General features: G+C 64.4%; 15 protein-coding genes and 4 other RNA genes. 14 read left to right on the plus strand and 5 right to left on the minus strand.

Going from position 1 to position 16,796, the window contains the following annotated elements:
- The first annotated feature begins 173 nt into the window (after positions 1–173).
- The 8 genes from RQH86_RS18535 (at position 174) to modC (ending at position 5,582) form a co-directional block, all read left to right on the plus strand.
- Positions 174–797 (plus strand): OmpW family outer membrane protein, encoded by a 624-nt coding sequence (locus RQH86_RS18535; protein ID WP_311240348.1) that lies wholly within the window; start codon positions 174–176, stop codon positions 795–797.
- 61 nt (positions 798–858) lie between these two features.
- A non-coding RNA gene (locus RQH86_RS18540) (sX9 sRNA) lies at positions 859–935 on the plus strand.
- Positions 936–1,061: 126 nt separating this feature from the next.
- Positions 1,062–1,676, plus strand: coding sequence for an OmpW family outer membrane protein (locus RQH86_RS18545; RefSeq protein WP_311240347.1), 615 nt, complete (start codon positions 1,062–1,064; stop codon positions 1,674–1,676).
- Between the two features lie 127 nt (positions 1,677–1,803).
- Positions 1,804–2,577: a S1/P1 nuclease gene (locus RQH86_RS18550; RefSeq protein ID WP_311240350.1), complete on the plus strand. Its 774-nt coding sequence runs from the start codon at positions 1,804–1,806 to the stop codon at positions 2,575–2,577.
- Positions 2,578–2,590: 13 nt separating this feature from the next.
- Entirely contained in the window at positions 2,591–3,415 is an 825-nt protein-coding gene (locus tag RQH86_RS18555) for an MBL fold metallo-hydrolase (protein ID WP_311240346.1), read from the plus strand.
- Positions 3,416–3,488: 73 nt separating this feature from the next.
- Entirely contained in the window at positions 3,489–4,265 is a 777-nt protein-coding gene (gene modA, locus RQH86_RS18560) for a molybdate ABC transporter substrate-binding protein (RefSeq protein WP_311240345.1), read from the plus strand.
- A gap of 16 nt (positions 4,266–4,281) precedes the next feature.
- On the plus strand, positions 4,282–4,968 hold the full coding sequence (gene modB / locus RQH86_RS18565; protein WP_311240344.1) for a molybdate ABC transporter permease subunit: 687 nt from the start codon (positions 4,282–4,284) through the stop codon (positions 4,966–4,968).
- A complete protein-coding gene (gene modC / locus RQH86_RS18570) occupies positions 4,968–5,582 on the plus strand; it encodes a molybdenum ABC transporter ATP-binding protein (protein WP_311240343.1) in 615 nt (204 codons plus the stop codon). Before modB ends, modC begins: the two co-directional genes overlap by 1 nt.
- A gap of 134 nt (positions 5,583–5,716) precedes the next feature.
- Here the strand turns inward: modC and RQH86_RS18575 are convergent.
- From RQH86_RS18575 to RQH86_RS18590, 4 genes are all read right to left on the minus strand, one after another.
- Positions 5,717–5,792: non-coding RNA, sX9 sRNA (locus RQH86_RS18575), on the minus strand.
- A 158-nt stretch (positions 5,793–5,950) separates the two neighbouring features.
- Positions 5,951–6,535 (minus strand): hypothetical protein, encoded by a 585-nt coding sequence (locus RQH86_RS18580; protein ID WP_311240342.1) that lies wholly within the window; start codon positions 6,533–6,535, stop codon positions 5,951–5,953.
- Positions 6,532–7,821 (minus strand): TonB family protein, encoded by a 1,290-nt coding sequence (locus RQH86_RS18585; protein WP_311240341.1) that lies wholly within the window; start codon positions 7,819–7,821, stop codon positions 6,532–6,534. Before RQH86_RS18585 ends, RQH86_RS18580 begins: the two co-directional genes overlap by 4 nt.
- On the minus strand, positions 7,811–8,176 hold the full coding sequence (locus RQH86_RS18590; protein ID WP_115554478.1) for a BlaI/MecI/CopY family transcriptional regulator: 366 nt from the start codon (positions 8,174–8,176) through the stop codon (positions 7,811–7,813). Before RQH86_RS18590 ends, RQH86_RS18585 begins: the two co-directional genes overlap by 11 nt.
- Positions 8,177–8,324: 148 nt before the next feature.
- Between RQH86_RS18590 and RQH86_RS18595 the strand changes: the two genes are divergently transcribed.
- The 3 genes from RQH86_RS18595 to RQH86_RS18605 all read left to right on the plus strand — a co-directional run bounded on the left by RQH86_RS18595 (position 8,325) and on the right by RQH86_RS18605 (position 11,746).
- On the plus strand, positions 8,325–10,283 hold the full coding sequence (locus RQH86_RS18595; protein ID WP_311240340.1) for an acetyl-CoA hydrolase/transferase C-terminal domain-containing protein: 1,959 nt from the start codon (positions 8,325–8,327) through the stop codon (positions 10,281–10,283).
- Positions 10,284–10,364: 81 nt separating this feature from the next.
- Positions 10,365–10,441, plus strand: a non-coding RNA gene (locus tag RQH86_RS18600) — sX9 sRNA.
- 129 nt (positions 10,442–10,570) lie between these two features.
- Positions 10,571–11,746, plus strand: coding sequence for a phosphatidylinositol-specific phospholipase C1-like protein (locus tag RQH86_RS18605; protein WP_311240339.1), 1,176 nt, complete (start codon positions 10,571–10,573; stop codon positions 11,744–11,746).
- A 120-nt stretch (positions 11,747–11,866) separates the two neighbouring features.
- On the opposite strand, the gene RQH86_RS18610 is transcribed toward RQH86_RS18605, so the two are convergent.
- Positions 11,867–11,942, minus strand: a non-coding RNA gene (locus RQH86_RS18610) — sX9 sRNA.
- A 77-nt stretch (positions 11,943–12,019) separates the two neighbouring features.
- On the opposite strand from RQH86_RS18610, the gene RQH86_RS18615 reads away from it, so the two are divergent.
- The 3 genes from RQH86_RS18615 to RQH86_RS18625 all read left to right on the plus strand — a co-directional run bounded on the left by RQH86_RS18615 (position 12,020) and on the right by RQH86_RS18625 (position 16,751).
- The gene (locus RQH86_RS18615) at positions 12,020–14,734 is read left to right on the plus strand and encodes a TonB-dependent receptor (protein ID WP_311240338.1); all 2,715 of its coding nucleotides are present in this window, start codon (positions 12,020–12,022) and stop codon (positions 14,732–14,734) included.
- Positions 14,735–15,108: 374 nt separating this feature from the next.
- Entirely contained in the window at positions 15,109–16,038 is a 930-nt protein-coding gene (locus RQH86_RS18620; protein ID WP_193552914.1) for a L,D-transpeptidase, read from the plus strand.
- 2 nt (positions 16,039–16,040) lie between these two features.
- Complete coding sequence (locus tag RQH86_RS18625) at positions 16,041–16,751, plus strand: M23 family metallopeptidase (protein WP_115554480.1); 711 nt, start codon at positions 16,041–16,043, stop codon at positions 16,749–16,751.
- The last annotated feature ends 45 nt before the right edge of the window (positions 16,752–16,796 follow it).

The following is a 16,796-nucleotide window of genomic DNA, read 5'->3' on the forward strand; positions in this document are numbered from 1 at the left end:
GACCGCCACGGCGCGCAGCGCTGCTGCCATTGCGCAGCGACGCTGCAGTCCACGCATGACCACCCGCATCGCGATGCCCCGGCGCGTAGTGGCCTTGGTTTGATCAGGATCAAGGCGGCAGCCGCGCAAACCTACAAGACTTCGTCCAACCCCTGCACACAACGAGAATCTCTATGCGTATGCGCTCTACCCTTCTGCTCGCCGGCTTGGCCGCCAGCCTTGCCAGCGTCCCCGCACTGGCTCAATCCAAAGGCGACTGGACCGTTGCCGTCGGCGCGCACCAGGTTGCTCCTAAATCCGACAATGGCCGCCTGGTCGGTGGCACGCTCGAAGCGGACGTGGGCAAGGACATCAAACCGACCTTTACCGCGGAGTACTTCATCGCCGACAACCTGGGCATCGAGGTACTGGCAGCGCTGCCGTTCGAGCACGACATCGCTCTGCGTGGGCTGGGCCGCGTCGGTAGCACCAAGCATCTGCCGCCGGTAGTGTCGCTGCAGTACCACTTCAACAGCCAGGGCAAGGTGTCGCCGTTCGTCGGCGCCGGCATCAATTACACGCGGTTCTTCGGCACCGACACCCGCGGCGCGTTGGCCGGTAGCCAGCTGGAACTGGACGATTCGTGGGGCCTGGCCCTGCATGCCGGCCTGGACTTCAAGCTCAGCGAGCGCGGCGCGCTGCGCGTCAACGCGCGCTGGATCGACATCGACAGCGAAGCACGCCTCAACGGCACCCGCATCGGCACGGTCAACATCGACCCGCTGGTCTACGGCGCGGCGTACGTCTACCGGTTCTAAGAGCAACTAACAAAAGGGCTGTGCTCACCGCCAGGCGGGTGCGGCTGGCGCTCGGTGCGGCATGTACCACGCGTACATGCCAGTTATGAGCGCGCCGCCCACACCCACCTGACGACTGCTCGCTAGGTTCTGTTAGCCACTCTAAGTCACAGCAGCAAGCCCGGTGCATCTCTGGCACACTTGACGTCCAGGGACGTGCATCCACCGCCGGAGTTGCGGACAGGTTAGTCACGTCGAACGCCTGTCCGACCTACCGGGGATTCCATGAGCATGTTCATCCGCACCGCCCTCGCCATCGCATTGGCCGCTTCGGCCACTCCCGTGCTTGCACAGTCGGCCGGCCACTGGACGACCGGCTACGGCGCGGGCTATGTCTCGCCCAAGTCCGACAGCGGCAACTTCGGCGGCGCACGCGCCGTGATCAAGGGCGCGCCCGCGCTGTCGTTCACCTACGAATACTTCATCCGCAACAATCTCGGTATCGAGGTGCATGCCGCCGTGGCAGGCAAGCACGATCTCGAGCTGGAAGGCGTCGGCAAGGTGGGCAGCTATTGGTCGGTGCCGCCCAGCGTGTTGTTGCAGTACCACATCAATGGCTACGGCACGGTGTCGCCGTTCGTTGGCGTGGGCATCAACTACACCACCTTCCTGGGTGAAGACACCGAGCAAGCGTTCGGCAATAGCGAGCTGCGGTTTGGCGACTCGGTCGGTGCCACCGCGCATGTCGGTGTGGACTTCATCTTCAACGACCGCAGCGGGCTGCGCGTGGATGCACGCTGGACCAATTCGCGCAGCAATGTCGATTTCAATGGCGCGCGGCTTGGCAAGGCGCGGGTCGATCCGTTGACCTATGGCATCTCGTACCTGGTCTATTACTGATCGCGCTGCCACCGTCGCGTTGATGCGCGGCGACGTGGCAACAACAGCCATCAAACCGTCCCGGACGGTTGCGTACAATCGGGGGATGAAGACGTTCTCCCCCTCTCTTGTTGTGCTTGCCGTGGCGCTGACCGCGGCCATCCAGCCCGTCACCGCATTCGCCTGGGGCCCGCAGGGCCACCGTCTGGTGGCGCGCGTTGCCGAAACCGAATTGAGCCCGCAGGCGCGCGCGCAAGTGGCGCAATTGCTTGCCGGCGAGCCGGACCCTACATTGCATGGGGTCGCGAGCTGGGCCGATGAATTGCGCGAACACGATCCTGATCTGGGCAAGCGCTCGGGGCCGTGGCATTACGTCAACCTCGCCGAACACGACTGCGGCTATGCGCCGGCGCGCGATTGCCCGGATGGCAACTGCGTGATCGCTGCACTCGACCGCCAGACTGCCGTGCTTGCCGACCGTCGCCAGCCGCTGGACGCGCGCCGTCAGGCGTTGAAGTTTGTGGTGCATTTTGTCGGCGATATCCATCAGCCAATGCACGCCGGTTATGCGCACGACAAGGGCGGCAACGATTTCCAGCTGCAGGTCGACGGCAAGGGCAGCAACCTGCATGCGTTGTGGGATAGCGGCATGCTCAACGACAGCCACCTCAGCGACGATGCCTACCTGCAACGCCTGCTGGCGCTGCCTGCGGCCACGGCGGTCTCTCCCGCGCTGCCGCCGCCGGCTGCGGCCTGGGCGCAAGCGTCGTGCAAGATCGCCGTCACGCCGGGCGTGTATCCGGCAGCGCACGTGTTGCCGGCCAGCTACATCGCCACATATCGTCCGATTGCCGAGACGCAGTTGCGACTGGCGGGCGACCGACTGGCCGCCGTCCTCAACGCCGCGTTGGCCACTCCCTAACGTGGAGACAGTGATGCAGCCCGAGGTTCTTGCGTTCTTCCATGCCGACAGCAGCACCTTCACCTACGTGGTCGCCGATACGGCGTCCGGCGCGGCGGCGGTGATCGACCCGGCCCTGGACTATGCAGCGGACACCGGCGCCATCAGGACCCACGCCGCGCAGGCCATCGTCGATGCCATCCGGCAACGCGGCTGGCACGTGCACTGGTTGCTGGAAACCCACGCGCATGCCGATCATCTGTCGGCCGCGCAGTGGTTGAAGCAACAGTGGCCCCAGGCGCGGGTCGGGATCGGCGAGGGAATTTGCCAGGTGCAGCAGACGCTAGCGCCGCATTATGCGTTGCCGCAGCACTTTCGCCCCGATGGTTCGCAGTTTGACCATCTGTTTGCCGATGACGAACGCTTTCTGCTTGGCGGCATCGAGGTGCGCGTCATTGCGGTGCCCGGGCACACCAGCGACAGCATTGCGTATCTGATCGGCGATGCGCTGTTTCCCGGCGATTCGTTGTTCATGCCCGACGCGGGCACGGCGCGCTGCGATTTTCCCGGCGGCGATGCGCGGCAGCTGTACGCATCGATCCAGCGCCTGTACGCACTTGCCGACGACACCCGCGTATTCGTCTGCCATGACTACGGCCCCGGTGGCCGGGCAGTGGCGCATCAGACCACCATTGGTGAGCAGCGGCGCAGCAATGTCCATGTGCGCGATGGCGTCGATGTCGAAGCATTCGTCGCCCAACGGCAGGCACGCGACGCTACCCTGCCCGAGCCGAAACTGATCCGGCCCGCATTACAGGCAAACCTTCAGGCGGGCCGCTGCGAGGACGTGGCTCCGTAGCGCCCGTTGGCGTTCGCCACGCCGGTCGGGCGCAGCCGCTATGATCGGTGCCTTCCCTCGGTTGGACATTCCCATGCGAACGATCGGTTTCTGGCAGCGCGCCCTGTGTGCGTTGATGCTCGCTTTGCCCGTCCTGGCCGCTGCGCAGACCCCGCCGGTCACCGTGTTCGCCGCCGCCAGTCTCAAGGAGTCGATGGACGAGGCCGCCGCCGCCTATGAAAAAGCCTCCGGTACGCCGGTGCGGGTGTCGTATGCGGCGAGTTCCGCATTGGCGCGGCAGATCGAACAAGGCGCACCGGCGGATGTGTTTTTCTCGGCCGACCTGGAATGGATGGACTACCTGCAGCAGCGCGGCCTGGTCGTGCCGGCGCAGCGCCGCAACCTGCTCGGCAATACGCTGGTGCTGATCGCACCGGCCACCAGTAAGGTGCGGGTGGATCCACGCACACCCGGCGCCATCGTCAAGGCGCTTGGCGAGAATGGACGCCTGGCAGTGGGCCAGACCAACAGCGTGCCGGCCGGCAAATACGCCGCCGCCTCGCTGCGCAAACTGGGCCAGTGGGATGGGCTGAGCAACCGCCTGGCCGAATCGGAGAGCGTGCGCGCCGCGCTGATGCTGGTCTCGCGCGGCGAAGCGCCGCTGGGCATCGTCTATGGCTCGGATGCACGCGCCGACCCCAAGGTGCGCGTGGTCGCCACCTTTCCCGCAGACAGCCACGACGCCATCGTGTATCCGGTGGCGGCCCTGAAAAACAGCAGCACGCCCGATGCCGCCAAGTTCGTGCAGTGGCTGAGCAGCAAGCCGGCCAAGGCGATCTTCGTGCGTCGCGGCTTTTCGTTGAAGGATTGAGGCACGCCGCCTGTCGATGTTCACCGCTGAAGAAGTCACCGCGATCGGCCTGAGCCTGAAGGTCGCGCTGGTTGCCGCCATTGCCAGCCTGCCGCCGGGCATCGCCTGCGGCTGGCTGCTGGCGCGGCGCCGCTTTCCGGGCAAGGCGCTGCTGGACGCATTGCTGCATCTGCCGCTGGTGATGCCGCCGGTGGTCACCGGGTATGCGTTGCTGGTGATGCTGGGCACACAGGGGCCGATCGGCAGCTGGCTGCTGGAACACCTCGGTGTGCAGTTTGCGTTTCGCTGGACCGGTGCGGCATTGGCCTGCGCGGTGATGGGATTCCCGTTGATGGTGCGCGCGATCCGGCTGTCGATCGAAGCCACCGACCGCCGCCTGGAAGCGGCCGCCGCAACCCTCGGCGCTGGCCCGTGGCGGGTATTTTTCAGCATCACCCTGCCGCTGGCATGGCCGGGCCTGGTGGCCGGCATGGTGCTGGCGTTCGCCAAGGCGCTTGGCGAATTCGGCGCCACAATCACCTTCGTGTCGAATATCCCCGGCGAAACGCAGACGCTGTCGTCGGCCATCTACGGCTTGATGCAGGTGCCGGGCATGGAATCGGGCGTTTGGCGCCTGGCCGGCGTGGCGCTGGCGATCTCGCTGGCGGCGCTGTTGTTGTCCGAGTGGTTGGTGCGCAGACAGTACCGACGCGAGGACGAGTGATGCTGGATCTGGATCTGCACCTGCAACGCGGCCATTTTCAGCGACGTATCCGTATCCAGGACGACGCACGCGTGGTGGCATTGGTTGGCCCCTCCGGTGCCGGCAAGACCAGCGTGCTCAATGCGATTGCCGGCCTAATGCGTCCGCAGGCCGGGCATATCCGCATCGATGGGCGCTGTCTGTTCGATCACGCGCGGGGCGTGGACGTGCCGACGCATCGACGCAGCATTGGCTATGTATTTCAGGATGCGCGGCTGTTCCCGCATCTGGATGTGCGGCGCAACCTGCACTATGGTCGACACGCGCGCGGTGCGGCGCCGTTCGGATTCGACGACGTGGTGGCCTTGCTCGGCATCGGCCCGCTGCTGCATCGCCGCCCGCGCAACCTGTCCGGTGGTGAGGCGCAGCGTGTGGCCATCGGCCGCGCCTTGCTGTCGCAACCGGCCATCCTGTTGTTCGACGAACCGTTGTCTGCACTGGACCAGGCGCGCCGCGAAGAATTGATCCCTTACCTGCAGCGCGTGCGCGACGAGATCCGTCTGCCGATGCTGTACGTCAGCCACAACCCGGATGAAGTGCAGCGCATTGCCGACAGCGTGCATGTGTTGGAGTGAGACGTTGATGGGCGATACGGCGGCGGTGCGGACTGTCCGCTGTATGCGGCAAGCACTCGTGTTGAGCCGACACCCATCACGGTGATCCGCGAGTTATCGTCTGCACGTTGTGGATGATTGCCGCGCCATAGAGCGGCCGATAGAACGTAGCGAGCAGTCGTCAGGTGGGCGTGGACGGCGCGGAGGAGCTGGAGTTTACGCGTGGCACATGCCGCACCGAGCACCGGACGCGCTCGCGGCGGTGAGCGCAGTCGTTTTGTTAGCTGCTCTTAGCTAAACCAGCGCCTATAGGATGACCGTTTGAACATCACTGCTGCACGACAGCTGTCACCACGCACGCCCAGATCACGCGTCGCAATCACGACCCTTCATTGCACAACCTTGCCGGTACGCACGCTCACCTTGCCTTGCCGCACTTCGAAGGTAAACGCGAATGACAACGTCACCGGTACCGGCTCCTCATGCGTCGCGCCGCTGCAATCATCCAGTGCCGCAGGCTGTGCGACACCCGGTGCATACGTGCACAGTGCGGCCGGCACGAATTGCCAGTGCTGCACGGTCGTGCGCACAGCCTGCAGCAGGTCGGTGTTCTCCGGCAGTCGCCCGGCCACGCACTCGTCGCGATCGGACAGGGGGTCCACGCGTTGCACTGCGCCGTCTTCGGCAAGAATCACGTGCGCGCATACCGTGGTTGGCGGCAAGGTCTGACGTGGCGAATCGGCCGGCAGTACCGGGGTCTCGCTGCGCAAGGCGCGCGGCATGCGGAACCGCTGCGTTTCCGCCAGCGTGTACGAGGCTATCGCAGCAGCGCCACCACCACCTGATTGCGGCGACAGCATGCGTTGATCTACCGAATCCTCACGCTGGCTACGCTCCTGCTCCGCCATGCGCTGCGTTGCACATCCGCACAGGCTCAGAGCGACGAGGCTGCACCATGCCAGACCGTACTTCATTGCAGTGCACCTTGTTTTGCGCATCCTGCGGATGCCACGCAGTTATCGGTGCGACTGGATTGCGAAGCGAGGCGCTCATCACCGCTCGCGTCGCTAGACGCACCCGCCTGTTCCGGCGGATCCATCTCGAACCGGACCGGCACACGCACCCGGGAAGCTACTGGCTTGCCGTCTGCAATCGCGGGCTTGAAGCGCCAGTGACGCGCTGCCTCTAGCACGGCCTGATCGAACACTCCGGCTGGCTGGCTGTGCACGATCACGACGTGGTCGGGTGCGCCGCTTGGGCTGACGTCGATCTGCAACTCGACAAGGCCTGCAAGGTTTGCAGCGATCGCTTCGGCTGGATAGCGGGGCGGCGGCATCGTGCTGAAATCCACTGCATTGCCTGGCGTCGGTGTCGCGCTCAGACGCGCAGGCTGGATGACCCAACTGGCAAGAGTGGCGACGGCTGCAACCAACATCACCATGCGCACGTTCCACCGTGCACGCCGCACCTTCAGCGCAGGCGCACGTAGCGCGGCGATGCGTTGCGTCAACGGATGCATCGCGGCCCAGTGGCACGCCAACGGCGACCATCTGTCGCCCAGTTGGCATTTGAGCATCGCCCCTGCATAGCTGCGACGCTTGTCCGGATGGCGCGCAAGCACGGCGGCATCGCACGCCAACTCCTGATCCAGCCGGAATGCACGCCATGCCACATGCAGGAGCGGATTGAACCAGCCGATGCACAGCAGCACGGTCGCCAGCAGGTTGGCGTGCAGATCGCCACGGCGCAGATGCAGTCGCTCGTGGGCCAGGATCAACGCACGCTCGTCGGCGCTATAGCGCGTGGTGAAATCCATCGGCAGCACAATCCGCGGACGCCAGAGTCCGAGCGAGGCCGGCAGACCGACATCATGCGTGGCCAGCCACAGCGTCTTGTCCAACGCATACAGCGCACCGAGACTGCGCATGAAGCGCCGCTGGCCACGCCACATGATGACCGCGCTCAGTACGGCGCCCGCCAGCCACACTGCGATCAGCCATTGCTGCACACCTGGCGCGCCAGTGCCGGCATCTGATGCGAACGGGATAGCAGCCAGCGCCGGCAGCTGCACTACCACCGCACCCACTGGCGGGCCAGGCAGCACCGCCGCCAGCAACGCGAGCGGCACGCTCGCCCAAAGTGCATAGGCTGCCGTGGCGCCCAGCCAGGTGCGCAGCGAACGGCGCAGCAGCAGGCACGCCAGCAACGCAACCGTGGTGTATAGCGTGGCGCGCAGCCACATCAGCGCATCAGGGCTCATCGTCCAACTCCTTGAGCAGACGCTTCAATTCGGCAACGTCGGAGGCGCTGAGCTTTCCGCGTTCGCTGAAGTGCGCCACCAGCGGCGCAACCCGCCCACCGAACAGACGTTGCAGCAGCCCTTCGCTTTGTTGCTGCACCCAGTGGTCGCGCTGGAGCAGCGGCGTATAGAGGTATTTGCGCCCCTCTTTTTGCGCTGCGATGGCGCCCTTGTTGAGCAACCGGTTGAGCAAGGTCTTGACGGTGGGCTCGGCCCAATGGGTCTGCGCCAACGCGGCAACCACCTCGTCCGCCGTGCGCGGCGCATGGTCCCAGAGCACCTGCATCACCACCGCTTCCGCATCGCTGATCGACATGCGATTACATCCGTAATTTTTTGCGATTACATGCGTAAACCGAATGCCTGTCAAGCGGCATGCCTGCATGGCGTTCCGGCGGCACCACCATTGGCGAACACGCACTGCAAGGCGGGCAGCGCCGCATCGGCTCGGCTACCCTGCACGGATGACCGAACATCTCACCGACCTCTCCTCCGCCGTGCAACGGATCCTGCAACGCATCGACGGCCCGTTGCGGGTGGGTGCACCGCTGGGCATCGGCAAGCCGCATCGGCTGTTGAATGCCTTGTACGCGCAGATCGAGAACACGCCCGCACGTCCGCTGGCGTTGTATACCGCGTTGTCGCTCAATCCGCCCAGGCCGGGCAAGGGGCTTGAGGCGCGCTTTGCGGCTGCATTTATCGCACGTCACTTCGGCGAGGACTTCCCGCGGCTTGCATATGTCGATGCCATGTTGCGCGATGCCTTGCCGGCGCATGTGCAGGTGGAAGAGTTCTACATGCAGTCCGGCGGTCTGCTGCAGTCCACGCAGGCGCAGGCCGATTACACCAGCTTGAATTACACGCATGCCGCGGCCGCAGTGGCGCAGCGCGCGCCAAATCTGATCGTGCAGAAAGTCGCGCGCGAACCCGGTGGTACGCGGCTGTCGCTGTCGTGCAACAACGACATCACCCAGGACACGCTGGACGCCGTGCAGGCATTGGGCCTGCCACGCCCGCTGCTGGTGGCCGAAGTGGACCCGCAGCTGCCGTGGATGGGTGGCGCTGCCGCGGTGGATGCAGCGTTCTTCGATCTGATCATCGACCTACCCGGCCCTTCGCCGCGTCTGTTCGGCCTGCCGCGCCAACCGGTGACGACCGTCGATTACGCCATCGGCCTGTATGCAAGCACGCTGGTGCGCGATGGCGGCACCTTGCAGATCGGCATCGGCACGCTGGCCGACGCATTGAGTCATGCCTTGGTACTGCGGCATACCGACAATGCGACCTATCGCCGCGTGCTGCAGGCGCTGGACCCAACCCTGGAGGCGCACCCCAGCGTGTGTGCCAGCGGCGGCCTTGAGCCGTTTGCGATTGGCTTGTATGGCTGCAGCGAAATGCTCAACGAAGGCTTCAAACAATTGGTGGACAGCGGCGTGATTCGCCGCAAGGTGCACGACGATCTACCGCTGATGCAGCGCATCGCCGATGGCAGCGCTGATGCCGCCGATCATGCGCGCCTGGCAACCGAAGGCGAGTTCCTGCACGGCGCGTTCTATCTCGGCTCGCCGGACTTCTATCAATGGCTGCGCGATCTGGATGCCGACACCCGCAATGCCATCGGCATGCGACGCATCAGCGAGATCAATCAGCTGTATGGCGGCAATGAAGCACTGGAGCGGCTGCAGCGCCGCGATGCACGCTTCTTCAATTCCTGCATGATGGCCACCGCGCTCGGTGCGGCGGTCTCCGACGGCCTGGAAGACGGTCGCGTGGTCTCCGGCGTCGGCGGGCAATACAACTTTGTCGCAATGGCGCACGCCCTGCCGCAGGCACGCAGCACCTTGATGCTGCGCGCCACCCGCGATGCCGGCGTAAAGACCGCCAGCAATGTGCGCTGGAGTTACGGCCACATCACGATTCCCCGCCATCTGCGCGACATCTACATCACCGAGTACGGCATCGCCGATCTGCGCCACAAGACCGATCAGGAGTGCGTGCTGGAAATGGCCGGCATCTGCGATGCGCGCTTTCAGGACGCGCTGCTTGCGCAGGCCGCCCAGTCACGCAAGCTGCGCACGGCACCTGTGCTGCCAGCCCGCGCACAACGCAACACGCCCGACGCGCTTGAACAGGCGATGGCGCCATTTCGACGCGATGGCAGCCTGCCCGATTATCCGCTTGGCAGCGATTTCACCGCGGTCGAACAACGCTTGCTACGCGCACTGACATGGCTCAAACGTGCCACCGCCAGCAAGGGCGCGATGCTGGCGACGCTGGCGCGTGCGGTGACATCGCGCGCTACCGACACGGCTGATGACACGGCCTGCCTGCAGCGCATGGCATTGGACACACCGCGCACGATGGGGGAGCGTCTCCAGGCACGATTGCTGGCCTATGCGTTGCGCCAAACAACACCACGATGAAACTAGTCATGTAGAGCGGCTAACAAAAGGACTGCGCTCACCGCCAGGCAGGCGCAGTCGGTGCTCGGTGCTCGGTGCGGCATGTACCACGCGTGCATTCCGGTTTTGAGTGCGCCGTCCGTACCCACCTGACGACGGCTCGCTACGTTTTATTAGCCGCTCTTAGTGATTCACTAGATTCGCCTGCACGCATCGAAGCGACTGACGCACGACGGCAACACTGCGGAAAGATGTGCGTCAAGCTACGCCCGGATGATGGCGACCACCTTGTTTCCTGGTGTCGCCGCATGGGTTTTGTTTCGGTTTTTCCCGCACGTTGTTCAGCCATTTACCGCAAAGCGAAGCAGTCGCGCATCGAACGAAGCAAGCTGCCGCACGCTGCACTGTTTGCCGCCTTGCTCATCAGCAATCTTGCGCTAGCTGCTGCGCCGCGCCTCACCGACCTGCAATACGTCGGGAGCCACAACAGCTACCACGCCGGGTTTGCACCCAGCGAAGCCACACTGCTGAAACAGCTCAATCCCGCGTTGTTCGCGGCACTGGATTACCGCCATCCGCCGCTGACGCAACAGCTGGACGATGGCGTCAGGCAGCTGGAACTGGACGTGTTTGCCGATGCCCAGGGTGGTCGCTACGCACACCCGGCGATCGCCGCGCAGATTGCCAAGGCCGGGCTGCCGCCAGCACCGGCCAGCGCACCCGCGGGCGTGATGGACACACCCGGCTTCAAGGTCCTGCACGTGCAGGACGTTGACCAACGCAGCACGTGCCAGCCGCTGATCGCCTGCCTGCAGCAGGTGCGCGACTGGTCCAGGCAACACCCCGGGCACGTGCCGATCTTCATCCTGCTGGAAACCAAGCAGGCGCCTGTGCAGCTGGGCTTTCCCAGCGTGCAGCCTGAGCCGTTCGATGCAATGGCCATGGATGCATTGGATGCAGAACTGCGCTCGGTCTTTGGACCGGGCGAATACGTCAGCCCCGACCAGGTGCGTGGCAGCGCGCGCACGCTCAACGCGGCGGTGCTTGCGCATGGCTGGCCGTCGCTGGCCGAGACGCGCGGCAAGGTGGTGTTTTTGCTCGACCAACGTACCGCCGGTGCGAGCTATCTGCCGGGACATCCGTCGCTGCGTGGCCGGGTCTGTTTCACCAATGCCGTGCCTGGCGAAGACGATGCCGCATTCACCGAACTCAACGACGGGCCTGCCGACACGATCACGCAGCTGGTGAAAGCAGGCTACCTGGTGCGCACGCGAACCGATGCAGACCTCAAAGAAGCACAGCAACACGACACCACCCGCCGCGACAGCATGCTGGCCAGTGGTGCGCAGCTGCTGAGCACCGACTTTCCCGCACACGAGCCGGCCAATACCGGTTACGAGGTGCGCTTGGATGGCGATGCGGTGGCGCGCTGCAATCCGCAGCGGCCGCCAACGTACTGCAAGGGCGTCGATCTGAGTCACTGATCGGCGCCACTGGCGTTGGCGCACATCGCATAGATGCAAACACAGACCCGCCGCAATGGAAGGCATCGGCACTGCACGCCTGCGCCCGCGTCACGGCCAGACGTTCCTTTCACTTGGAGCGGCTAACAAAACGTAGCGAGCAGTCGTCAGATGGGTGTGGACGGCGCGGAGGAACCGGCGTGTACGCGTGGTACATGCCGCACCGAGCACCGGACGCGCCCGCCTGACGACTGCACAGTAGGTTTGTTAGCTGCTCTTACACGAGCCCCCCGTATGCACACTCCCCGCACCCTCCATCGCCTGAGCTGCGCCATCGCACTGGTGCTGTCTGCACCCGTATTGGCCGAGACGCCCGAGCTGGCTACCACCACGCTGGATTCGGTCAACGTGCAGGCCAAGCATGCTGCCACGCCCGGCTCGCTCAACGAGCAACGCCTGTCCAGCAGCGTCAACAGCGTGATGAGCAAGCAGCAGATCGACGCCATCCCTTCGGGCGGCATCGCCGATGTCGTGGCGCATCTGCCGGGTCTGTCGTCGTACAGCGATATGCATCTGGGCCAGGCCACCACCGGCGAGAACGCCTACGTCAGCATCCGCGGCATGGACGCCAGCTACAACGCGTACACGCTCAACGGCTTCGGCATGCCGGAAACCGATGCGTCGACGCGCGCGATCTCATTGAACATGCTGGCGCCGTTCGGTATCCAGTCGGTGCAGGTGTCCAAGTCGCCCACACCCGACATGCCCGGCGATGCGATTGGCGGTGCGATCGACATGCGTACGCCCAACGCGTTCGATTTCGACCAGGACGTGTATGCCAAGAGCACCGCGCAAGGGCAGCTCAACACGCTGGCCTCGCACCTGGGCGGCAAGCACACCGGCGGCACGTTCCAGCAGGAAATCGCCTGGAAATTCGGTAGCGACCATGCGTTTGGCGTCTACGCATCGGCCTATTACGGCAAGAACAACAACATGGCGCAGGCACCGGCGCCCAACAGCAAATACGTGCCGGCCGATCCCGCACTGGCCAATGCAACCGATCTGCGCGCTGTCGGCCCGTTGAACAGCACGCGCTACAAATACAGCGTGTACACCAGCCAGATCGAACGCTATGGCGGCAACCTGTCGCTCGATTGGCAAGGCGACACCAGCGCACTCTATGCGCGCGCCATCTACGGCAGCTATGGCGTCACCGGGCAGCAGGATCAATCCAGTGCGCGCCTGGAAACCTATCTCAACCAACCCACGGCGGTGCGCGGCGGCTATTTCAATACCCACGACATCGACGAGAAGCTGGCGACCTTGCAGCTTGGCGGGCAGACCACGCTGGACCGTTTGCGCTTGGACTACGGCGCTTCGGTGGGGCGTGGTACGCGCAGCCGGCCGGATTATGTGTCGGCCAGTCTGTATGGCTTTACCCCGGGTAGCTTCGCCTTCGACCTCAGCGACCCGACCTACCCCGGCATCGGCCCCAGCGCGGCGGCGTTGAAGGACTTCTTCTACAACCTGGATTCGTCGCTGCTGTGGAAAGTGCAAGGCCACGATGCCGGCAGTCACGACAACCGCATCAATGCGCATACCGATATCACCTACCAGGTCGATGGCGATGTGCTGGACAGCGTCAAGGTCGGTCTGTCTGCCGATCACTCCGGCCGCGGCGCTTACGATCACCCGTTCTTCCACAAGGATGGCAACTTCGTCACCAACGGGCCGTACTTCGGTGGCCCCAATTACGCCTTCCCCACCGCTGGCGGACCGCCGCTGAGCGCCATTCCCGGCCGTCTTACCTACAACGCCTTCGATGGGCATTACGCAGGTCCGTTCAAGCTGCTGGACCGCAACTGGATGCGCGCACAAGCACTGCCCTACAAATACATCGACGACCCGAACGGCGCGGGCGTCTATACCGCCAACGACTACAACGCCAACACCACCTCCAGCACCGAAGCGATCTATTCGGGCTACGCGATGGCCGCACTGCATATCGGCCAGGTCAGCATCCTGCCCGGCGTGCGCTATGAGTTGACCCGCTACTCGGCCGATTCCTGGCAATCCAGCGGCGACGGCAACAGCGGCAATTTCGTCGGCACCGGCAGCACGTATGGGCAAGTGTTGCCCGGCATCAGCATCAACTATCGGCCCGACGATCTTACGGTCTACCGCGCCTCGCTACGCCGCAGTTTCAGCCGCCCGGCCTTTGGCCTGATTTCCGGCGAGACGGTGTACACCATCGACGACACCCAGCGCGTGGTCGGCATTTCCAAACCCAACCCCGATCTGCAGCCGAGCAAGGCCGACAACGCCGATCTGTCGGCCGAGTTCTACGACCACAACGGCGGCGTGCTCAGCGCCTCGACCTACTACAAGCGCATCACCGGCTTCATCTACACCTCGCAGTCGGCCACCAGCAACGACAACACACTCGGCGGATTGGTGCCCACCGGCACGACCTTCGAAAACGGCGTGCCGGTGACCATGCCGCAGAACGGCGGCACCGCCACGCTATACGGGCTGGAGCTGGCCGGCAGCAAGCGTTTGCAGAACTTGCCGGGCATCTGGAGCAACCTTGGCGTCACCGCCAACCTCACTCTGCAGCGCAGCGAGGCGGACAGCAAACGGGCCGATCAGCCGGAAAAAACCTGGTTGCCGCGTGCCCCCGAGCGCATCTACAACCTGGATCTGTTCTACGACGATGCACACCTGCGCGCAGACCTGAGCTACCACTACACCGGCCTGCAATTGCTGGGGCTGACCAGCGACCAGCTTAATTACTACCTGCAGCCGGTCAAGTCGTTGGACTTCAGCGCCACCTATCACCTGCCGCACCACGTCGACGTGGGCGTGTCGGCCAAGAACTTGCTCAACGCCGCCACGTTCTACGAAACCCAGGGCAAGTCCGATCGCTACATGGCCTACGACCCCGGCGCCGATGGCGCTTATGTGCAGACCGGGCGGGCGTACCTGCTGACACTGGGCTATACCTACTGACGACCAAGCGTGTGCGGCACGCGGCCAAATGCGTGCGCTCGGACGTGGGCGCACAGGTCAGCGGGCGATTATCTGCGAATGAGGCAGGCGGTCGATTTCCGGCAGATGGAGCGGACTTGCACATGCACACCTGTCCGCGACACCGCGCGCAACGTGGCGGTGTCGCGCAGGCGGTCGCGCAACGCAGCACCGTATCGTCGTGATTGGCCACTGGCCGCAGCGATACCACATCTCAAGTCAGTCAACGTGCAGCCATTTCACGCAGAAAGCGCAGCCCGGTCGGGCAAGGTGCGCGCATGCCTTTCCCGGATCTGCACATGCCATCACGCTCTTACGCTCGCGTTTGTTTGCTCGCTCTGTCGTTGAGCGCTTCGCTGTCTGCGCTGGCACAGGCACAGCAAGCCGCGCCTGCTACCGCACCTGCGCCGACGGCTACGCCTGCCGGAAAGGCCGTCGCGACCGGCGCACGCTCGGATCTGCATGCACAGGTACTGCTGGACCGCGCGCATTTTTCGCCGGGGCAGATCGATGGCGAACGTGGCTCGAATCAAAAGCGCGCGGTGTCCGGGTTTCAGGCCGCGCACAACATCAAGGTGACCGGCGAACTGGACGACGCCACCTGGCAGGCATTGCAGGCCGACAGCACGCCGGCGCTGGTGCAATACACACTCACCGATGCCGACGTTGCCGGCCCGTTCCAGCCGATTCCCAAGGGTCCCGCAGAGCAAGCCAAGCTGCCTTCGCTTGGCTATACCTCGGTGGATGAGTCCCTGGGCGAGCGCTTCCACGCCGACCCGGCGCTGCTACGCCAGCTCAACCCCGGCGTGGAGTTGAGCAAGGCCGGCGGCGTGATCCAGGTTCCCAACATCGACGGCGTTGCGCCGCTGGCCAAACCGGCCAAGCTGATCGTAGACAAATCCGACTCGACGCTGCGCCTGTTCGATGCCGACGGTAAGGTCTATGCGCAGTTTCCGGTGTCGTCGGGCAGCAAGCATGATCCATTGCCGATCGGGCGCTGGAAGATCCTGGGCATCTCGCGCGAACCGGTGTTCAAGTACAACCCCAAGCTGTTCTGGGACGCGAAGAAAGGCGATCAAAAAGCCACGTTGCCGGCAGGCCCGAACAATCCGGTTGGCCGGGTGTGGATCGACCTGTCCAAACCGCATTACGGGCTGCACGGTACACCGGAACCCGGCCATGTCGGCAAGACCGAATCGCACGGCTGCGTGCGTCTGACCAATTGGGACGTGGTCAATCTGGCCAGCGTGGTCGGCCCGTCGGTTCCGGTGGTGATGCAGGAGTAAGCATGAAACTGCTGATGATTCTGGTTGCAGGCGTGGCAATCGGTGCAGGCGGCTATTGGTGGCTGGAACGCAGTGCGCCGGAGGCAACGGTCACGCCGTCGGCGAGTGCGCCGACGGTGGTTGCGCAGCCCACCGACACTGCAGTGGTTGCTGCACCTGCTGCGCAACCCGCACCGACATCGCTGCCATCGGATGCTGTGCCTGCACAGCAAAGTCCGGCCGCGCCCGCACCGCCTGCTTCTACTCCGGCAGCCAATATGACATCAGCGGGCACCGGTCTGCTGATCCCGGTACAGGGCATCGACCGCAGCAAATTGCAGGACACCTTCACCGACGCGCGCAGCGAAGGCCGCGTGCATGACGCCATCGACATCCTGGCGCCGGCCGGTACGCCGGTACTTGCGGTGGCAGATGGCACGGTCGAAAAACTGTTCGACAGCGAACGCGGTGGACTGACCGTGTACCAGTTCGAGCCCGGCGGCACGTACTGCTACTACTACGCGCATCTGGAACGCTACGCCGATGGTTTGGCCGAAAAACAGTCCATCAAACGTGGCCAGGTCATCGGCTATGTCGGCAGCACCGGCAATGCCAATCCGGCCGCACCGCATCTGCACTTCGAGATCCATCGCCTGGGGCCGGAAAAGCAGTGGTGGAAGGGAGAGGCGTTGAACCCCTATCCCGTATTGCATGGCGATCAGCCCCTGCAGTGAGGCAACGACGCAACGCCTGGCATACATCGCCGCGCATCGTCATCG

It is taken from the genome of Xanthomonas sp. WCS2018Noco2-27, from assembly GCF_031843525.1.
Classification (GTDB): domain Bacteria; phylum Pseudomonadota; class Gammaproteobacteria; order Xanthomonadales; family Xanthomonadaceae; genus Xanthomonas.

Coding starts and splice junctions, on each gene's coding strand:
- RQH86_RS18535 (WP_311240348.1), top strand. CDS start 174: ATGCGTATGCGCTCTACCCTTCTGCTCGCCGGCTTGGCCGCCAGCCTT.
- RQH86_RS18545 (WP_311240347.1), top strand. CDS start 1,062: ATGAGCATGTTCATCCGCACCGCCCTCGCCATCGCATTGGCCGCTTCG.
- RQH86_RS18555 (WP_311240346.1), top strand. CDS start 2,591: ATGCAGCCCGAGGTTCTTGCGTTCTTCCATGCCGACAGCAGCACCTTC.
- modA (WP_311240345.1), top strand. CDS start 3,489: ATGCGAACGATCGGTTTCTGGCAGCGCGCCCTGTGTGCGTTGATGCTC.
- modB (WP_311240344.1), top strand. CDS start 4,282: ATGTTCACCGCTGAAGAAGTCACCGCGATCGGCCTGAGCCTGAAGGTC.
- modC (WP_311240343.1), top strand. CDS start 4,968: ATGCTGGATCTGGATCTGCACCTGCAACGCGGCCATTTTCAGCGACGT.
- RQH86_RS18580 (WP_311240342.1), bottom strand. CDS start 6,535: ATGAAGTACGGTCTGGCATGGTGCAGCCTCGTCGCTCTGAGCCTGTGC.
- RQH86_RS18585 (WP_311240341.1), bottom strand. CDS start 7,821: ATGAGCCCTGATGCGCTGATGTGGCTGCGCGCCACGCTATACACCACG.
- RQH86_RS18590 (WP_115554478.1), bottom strand. CDS start 8,176: ATGTCGATCAGCGATGCGGAAGCGGTGGTGATGCAGGTGCTCTGGGAC.
- RQH86_RS18595 (WP_311240340.1), top strand. CDS start 8,325: ATGACCGAACATCTCACCGACCTCTCCTCCGCCGTGCAACGGATCCTG.
- RQH86_RS18605 (WP_311240339.1), top strand. CDS start 10,571: ATGGGTTTTGTTTCGGTTTTTCCCGCACGTTGTTCAGCCATTTACCGC.
- RQH86_RS18615 (WP_311240338.1), top strand. CDS start 12,020: ATGCACACTCCCCGCACCCTCCATCGCCTGAGCTGCGCCATCGCACTG.
- RQH86_RS18625 (WP_115554480.1), top strand. CDS start 16,041: ATGAAACTGCTGATGATTCTGGTTGCAGGCGTGGCAATCGGTGCAGGC.